Source organism: Prevotella sp. TCVGH (genome assembly GCF_023522295.1).
Classification (GTDB): domain Bacteria; phylum Bacteroidota; class Bacteroidia; order Bacteroidales; family Bacteroidaceae; genus Prevotella; species Prevotella timonensis.
Genome location: NZ_QFFX01000099.1, coordinates 1 through 6,116, shown reverse-complemented (window position 1 = coordinate 6,116; position 6,116 = coordinate 1). Strand labels below are relative to the sequence as shown.

General features: G+C 38.9%; 7 protein-coding genes. 4 read left to right on the top strand and 3 right to left on the bottom strand.

Going from position 1 to position 6,116, the window contains the following annotated elements:
* The 4 genes from DEM91_RS11865 to aroC all read left to right on the top strand — a co-directional run.
* Positions 1-190 (top strand): hypothetical protein (locus tag DEM91_RS11865; protein ID WP_249859054.1); only part of this gene is annotated, 190 nt, incomplete at its 5' end.
* Between the two features lie 59 nt (positions 191-249).
* Positions 250-1,296: an IS1595 family transposase gene (locus tag DEM91_RS11860; RefSeq protein ID WP_195254263.1), complete on the top strand. Its 1,047-nt coding sequence runs from the start codon at positions 250-252 to the stop codon at positions 1,294-1,296.
* 265 nt (positions 1,297-1,561) lie between these two features.
* The gene (locus tag DEM91_RS11855) at positions 1,562-2,131 is read left to right on the top strand and encodes a peptidylprolyl isomerase (RefSeq protein ID WP_195254092.1); all 570 of its coding nucleotides are present in this window, start codon (positions 1,562-1,564) and stop codon (positions 2,129-2,131) included.
* A gap of 45 nt (positions 2,132-2,176) precedes the next feature.
* The gene (gene aroC, locus DEM91_RS11850; protein WP_249859053.1) at positions 2,177-3,253 is read left to right on the top strand and encodes a chorismate synthase; all 1,077 of its coding nucleotides are present in this window, start codon (positions 2,177-2,179) and stop codon (positions 3,251-3,253) included.
* 220 nt (positions 3,254-3,473) lie between these two features.
* On the opposite strand, the gene DEM91_RS11845 is transcribed toward aroC, so the two are convergent.
* From DEM91_RS11845 to DEM91_RS11835, 3 genes are all read right to left on the bottom strand, one after another.
* Positions 3,474-4,478, bottom strand: a complete 1,005-nt coding sequence (locus DEM91_RS11845; protein WP_249859052.1) for a M48 family metallopeptidase — start codon at positions 4,476-4,478, stop codon at positions 3,474-3,476.
* Between the two features lie 2 nt (positions 4,479-4,480).
* Positions 4,481-5,041 (bottom strand): LemA family protein, encoded by a 561-nt coding sequence (locus DEM91_RS11840; protein ID WP_249859051.1) that lies wholly within the window; start codon positions 5,039-5,041, stop codon positions 4,481-4,483.
* Positions 5,042-5,182: 141 nt separating this feature from the next.
* A complete protein-coding gene (locus DEM91_RS11835; protein WP_039867743.1) occupies positions 5,183-5,626 on the bottom strand; it encodes a transglycosylase in 444 nt (147 codons plus the stop codon).
* Positions 5,627-6,116: the final 490 nt, after the last annotated feature.

Genomic DNA, 6,116 nt, shown 5'->3' with positions numbered 1-6,116 from the left:
TTCCTTTCTTCCTTTACAGGCTTATGAAATTATGTGCATGAGAGGAGGGGTGCAACTGGGTTTTACGACTGACCCCATTTTTGTATATGGCTTGCCTATTGATTTTTTCTATTTTGAAGATTTTGATTGGTCGTTTTTTGTTAAAATAATATTCTGTGTTTTGATAAAAGGACTAATATATGTTAATTAAAATATAGTGCTTTTGCAACATTCTATAAATCAATTATATTTGCTAAAAATATGAGCCTGATGCTATTGAAAGATTTCTTCCAAATATTCCCCGATGAGAATAGCTGTGAAAATTACCTTAAGGGTATCCGAGAAGAGGTAGGTGTTGTATGTCCTAAGTGTGGAGCAACCAAGTACAAATGGCTATATGGAAGGAGATCTTTTCAGTGCGAGACCTGTGGTAATAGAATTCCTTTGACAAAGGGCACTGTTATGGAACATAGCAAATTATCGCTATATGATTGGTTTTTCACTGCGCACATGATGACATCCATAAAACAAGTCCTATCGGCTAAAGAGATTCAGCATCAACTTGAACTTGAATATTATCCTCCTGCATGGTTGATGATGATGAAACTGAGAGATATTATAGGACAGAGAGATAGTATCTATAAACTCTCTGAGCAGATAGAACTCGATTTGTCGTATTTTCCAACTTCTTTTATTTCAGAGGAGGGCGGAGAGAAAATCTTAAAGAGTAAACAAACTCCTGTGCTGGTAATTGCGCAGAGCAAAGATGCGGATTCTATTCTAAGCAATTATCTATCAGACAACACTGATACAGAGCGTTTTAACAAAGCATCTAAACTTATAAAGCAAGCTAATAGAAGCAAGGTGAAGAAAGCTGTTCGTTATATCAAAATGTATGCATTACCTAATAGTCAATACAAGACATTAGCACCTTATGTTGAGAAGTCGGTAGTTCATGACTCAAAGATAGATTCAGACGGAGGACATAATCTCATAAGCCTGAAGAAAACTCTGACAGGTCTTGTTCAACATGTTCAGACAGAAAGTAGCCCACACGAAGTCGTGACTAAGGTTCTGCCATGGGTCCACATCGTTACAGGAGAATGCCGCAGTGGTATTAATGCCATTCACAAAGAAATTGACGACCGGTTTCTCCAATTATACTTGAACGAGTATTGTTGGAAATTTAACCGTCGTTGGTTTAGGGATAGCAAGAAACCAGAATATGACTTGTTCAGACATCTGATGAAGACGGCTGTCCAATATAAATCAAGTATAAAGTGGCGCGACTATGAGGCATATTTTGAAAGAATTTAAGATTTGTTAGTCCTTTTATCAAAACACAGAAAAATAATAGGACAAAAACAACAAATGGCTTTACCAAGGAGGAGAAGTATTAAAAGATGCGACTCATTTATTGAAGGGACATTGTTGTAACAACCAATGAAACAGAGAAAGCTCTAAAGAAAATGCACTTTTCTTTATTCCCACGAGCTTGTATATCGCAATTTTTATGTAAATTTGCAGTAATATATCTTTTATATAATGAATAACAAACATTTCTAATCTCACAACAAAACCAATGGAAAAGAAAAAGAATCAATTTATAGCGGTGACTTACCAACTCTATACCCTCAATAACAACAAGAAAGAACTCGTAGAAGAAGCCACTGCGGAAGTCCCCTTTCAGTTCATCAGCGGCTTCGGCATTACCTTGGATCATTTTGAAAATCAGCTTATCGAACTTCAACAAGGTGATGAATTTAATATCAAACTTACGCCCGAACAAGCCTACGGAAGTTTTAAGGAAGAGAATATCTTTGATTTAGAGAAAGAGATTTTCACTGTCAACGGAAAGTTTGACGAGGAAAACATCTACGAAGGTGCCGTTGTCCCACTTCAGAACGAGGAAGGAACTCGATTTATGGCAAGGGTGATGGACATTTCAGACGCAAGTGTAAAGGTAGATTTGAATCATCCATTGGCAGGAAAAGAACTTGAATTTAATGGCAAAGTTATCGAAAATCGTGAGGCTACCAATGAAGAAATTGCTGCAATGGTAAGTCAAATGAGTGGCGGAGGATGCCAATGCGGAGGTGGCTGTAGTGGTGGTTGCTGCCATGATAGCAACGGTTGTGGCGGTCACTGCTAATAAACATCCAACTAATAGCTATCAATTGTCAAGTATCTGAAGCCTATGCGTAATACCTTTGGACATCTTTATACCCTCACAACTTTCGGAGAAAGTCATGGAGAGGCAGTTGGGGGCGTTATCGATGGCATGCCGCCAGGCATTGTTATTGACAAGGAGTTTGTGCAACACGAATTGAATAGACGGCGTCCGGGGCAAAGCTCTATCACCACCAACCGGCAAGAACACGATGTGGTTAGTTTTCTCAGTGGCATTTTTGAAGGAAAGTCTACAGGTGCTCCTATCGCTTTTATGGTAGAAAACACCAATCAACACACGAAGGATTACGAATCGCTGAAAAATCTTTATCGCCCTTCACATGCCGATTACACTTACCAACAAAAGTATGGTTGTCGTGATTATCGTGGCGGTGGACGCACTTCGGCTCGTATTACGCTTAGCAGATGTGTAGCAGGTGCCTTAGCCAAATTAGTGTTGCAAAAACATGGGATTCAGATTCGAGCCTACGTTTCACAGGTTGGACAAATTGCTTTACAGCAAGATTATCGGTTATACAATCTTGACAAAACCGAAGAGAATGCCGTCCGATGCCCCGATGATGAGAAAGCAAAGGAGATGGAAGCACTGATTAGACAGACGAAGTTGGATGGCGATACCATCGGTGGCGTAGTGACGTGTGTCATCAAAGGATGTCCTGTAGGGTTGGGAGAGCCTGAATTTGGCAAGCTCCATGCACAACTCGGTGCCGCAATGCTCTCTATCAATGCTGCGAAAGGTTTTGAATACGGTGAGGGCTTTGCGTGTGCTACGCAACGAGGGAGCGAGATGAATGATTCTTTTTCTGTGAAGGAGGGTAACATACACACAAAAACCAATCATAGTGGAGGAATCCTTGGAGGAATAAGTAATGGAGAGGATATCTATTTTCGCATAGCTTTCAAGCCCGTTGCTACCCTATTGCAGTCGCAACAAACAGTAGACGTTGCGGGCAGTGAGGTTACTTACAAGGCGCAGGGGCGTCATGATTCGTGTGTCGTTCCTCGTGCTGTACCCATTGTTGAAGCGATGGCTGCAATGGTCTTGTTGGACTCGTGGATGCTACATCAGGCTGTATTGAGGTAAAATAGAAAATAAATATGCACGTAATATAATAATTCACATCTTTTTTTGATAAGAATTTTAGAAACTTTTGTAGATTTGCAGCCACTAAATGAAGATTTGTAAAAATCTCAATTTAGTTGAGTTAAGTCTAATTTAGTTTTTGTGTTGGTGGAGAGTTGCCGATTGGTAGCTCCCACTTTTTATTTTTTTAGTGTTACACTCTCTAAAACTGGCAGAAGTGTTAAAATTGCTCCAAGATAGCAATGCGTTTTTTGGTGTCTGGATGAGTCGCAAAAAGAGAATTCATAAATCCCATAATTCCACTAACCATCTGGTCTGGGTGGACGATAAACAACTGAGCCACATCTTCTTGTTTAACTTGATCCAGCCCGGGATCAGAAGATATTTTCCTCAAGGCATCTGCTAAAGCTAAAGGATTGCCACATAGCTCAGCGCCCCCTGCATCAGCCATGTATTCACGCTTTCGAGAGATGGCAAAACGAGTAATCAAAGTAAAAAAATAAGCAATGGCGCAACAGATCACACCAACAAATAAGATGACCAAGATAGATAATCCTGTCCCCCGTTCATCTTTGCTACGCCTTACAGAACCACCAAACCACATGGTTTGATACATCATACGCACCACCAAGGACATGACTGTAGATATGATGCCCACAAAGATAATACTAACTACCAGAAGACGAGTATCTTTGTTGCGGATGTGTGTAAGCTCGTGAGCAACCACTCCTTTCAACTCTTCATCGTTAAGTCGATTGATAATTCCAGTTGTCAACGTCACTGTATAACTTTTATCGTTTATTCCGCTTGCAAAAGCATTCAGTTGCGGGTCGTCAACAACATGTATCTGCGGCATTGACATGCCACAAGTCATACAAAGATTCTCCACAATATTATAGACACGTGGGTTCTCTCTTCGCTCTAAAGGGCGAGCTCCAGTGGCACGCTGAATCATGGCAACATTTGTAAAGTAGGCAATGGCAAACCATATACCTACTCCCAAAACTACCCATGGTATCGTTGTAATAAAATAATAATTTACGGATGCAACGTCAAGCGCATAAACCATCTCGCCATACTCATTATAATAACCGTTTCCAAAGTAGTTAAGCAATGCCAAAAATACCCATATCATGCCCAAAATGATTACAGGAAACATGAGCAATAATAATACACTCATTGCATTATTACGCTGAATTTGGGTTTGAAGACCTACGTACTTCACTCTTAGAAATTAATCTGTGGTGCCTGTTCCATCTCTGTACGTTGAGTTGGAGCTATATCATACATGGGTTCTTTTTTGAAACCAAACATATTGGCAAAGATATTCGAGGGGAATGTTTGCACCGCATTATTCAACTCTCGCGTTGCGGTATTAAAATAACGACGTACTGCCGACAATTTATTCTCAATATCGGAAATCTCATTTTGCAGTTGCAAAAAGTTTTGATTAGCTTTCAATTCAGGATACGCCTCTAAAGAGATACGAAGACCTGACAAAGCTTGCGTGAGCATGTTATCTGCTTGCATCTTCTCATTGATCGTTGTTGCATTGACACCCATCGTACGTGCTTCTGTCACTCTTTGCAGTACTTCTTTTTCATGAGCAGCATAACCTTTCACTGTAGATACAAGCTGTGGTATAAGATCTGCACGTTGCTTGAGCTGCACGTCAATATTAGCAAACGCATTTTCACGATTATTACGAAGACGCACAAGATTATTATAAATTCCCACACAGAATAAAACAAGCAGAATCAATACTGCAATGATAATTCCAACAACCATAATTCGATTATATTTAATGATTTATATATGTCTACAAATATAACTAAAAGAAGCGATAAAATAAGAATATTAAGAAATATTAGGATAAAAAAATCCGATTGTCATTATCGAATCAGATAGGACAATCGGACTTGTACCGTTTTAATCGCTTAATATCCTCATTACTTTTCGGAAGTACTGGTGCGTTGCACGAATGCTGTAATTTGGACCTCCATTCCATGAACGTATTGCTTGCTCAATGTTATTCGAAGGATTGTGAGCAGACTGTATCAAAAGAAACATTTCCTTAGATTTCGAAATACTCCAACGGTCTGAAAGCTTATAACGCTTCTTACTTCTACGTTGTTTCAGAATGTTGTTACACTCTTTAACGAGGATTGGGGTAATCTGTAATACACCAACAGAATTACCACTTTTAGCATTTGCTTTTCCTCTACTCTCTACATGAATAATCGCGTCCATCACTGGACCCCAATTAAAACTGCTACTTGTCCTTATATTCCCCTTCTGTCCTGCAAATGCAAAAACTGGAAAAAACAATAAAATAGTCAAAGCAACAAGAGCAATCTTTCTTATTCTCTCCATCATTGTTAATTTATGGAACCTGGACAATGAAATGCTAACTAATTTGTCAACAATGCCCGCGATGATAGAATAATGAGAATGAGTTTTCTATACATCTCAGCTCCGTTAGATACTTAGTAGATAGTTCAAAATAAACAATAAAAACTATCTCTATTTTTATCGCTTGCAAAGGTACGCAAAAAATATAAAAGACACAAATAATTTAGCCTTTTTAATGCTTATTGAAGAATTGTAATACATTGATTATACGCAAGTTAAAGTAAAATTTATATGTTCTAATCTCAACTTATTGCATACTTCTATATTTGAGAATTTCCTTACTAATACTTGTAATCAACGAAACATTTTTCTGGTTTGTTTGTAATCTTCCACACCGTGACACCTATACTCTGTAGCCTATAAACACAAAAAAGCCTCCAGCATCGGTTGAGACACTGGAGGCGTGAAGTAAAAAAGGCAGCTACCTACTCTCCCACATTGCATTGTAGTA

Excerpts from the sequence above, each read along its gene's own strand:
- DEM91_RS11860 (WP_195254263.1), top strand. The coding sequence starts at position 250 with ATGCTATTGAAAGATTTCTTCCAAATATTCCCCGATGAGAATAGCTGT.
- DEM91_RS11855 (WP_195254092.1), top strand. The coding sequence starts at position 1,562 with ATGGAAAAGAAAAAGAATCAATTTATAGCGGTGACTTACCAACTCTAT.
- aroC (WP_249859053.1), top strand. The coding sequence starts at position 2,177 with ATGCGTAATACCTTTGGACATCTTTATACCCTCACAACTTTCGGAGAA.
- DEM91_RS11840 (WP_249859051.1), bottom strand. The coding sequence starts at position 5,041 with ATGGTTGTTGGAATTATCATTGCAGTATTGATTCTGCTTGTTTTATTC.
- DEM91_RS11835 (WP_039867743.1), bottom strand. The coding sequence starts at position 5,626 with ATGGAGAGAATAAGAAAGATTGCTCTTGTTGCTTTGACTATTTTATTG.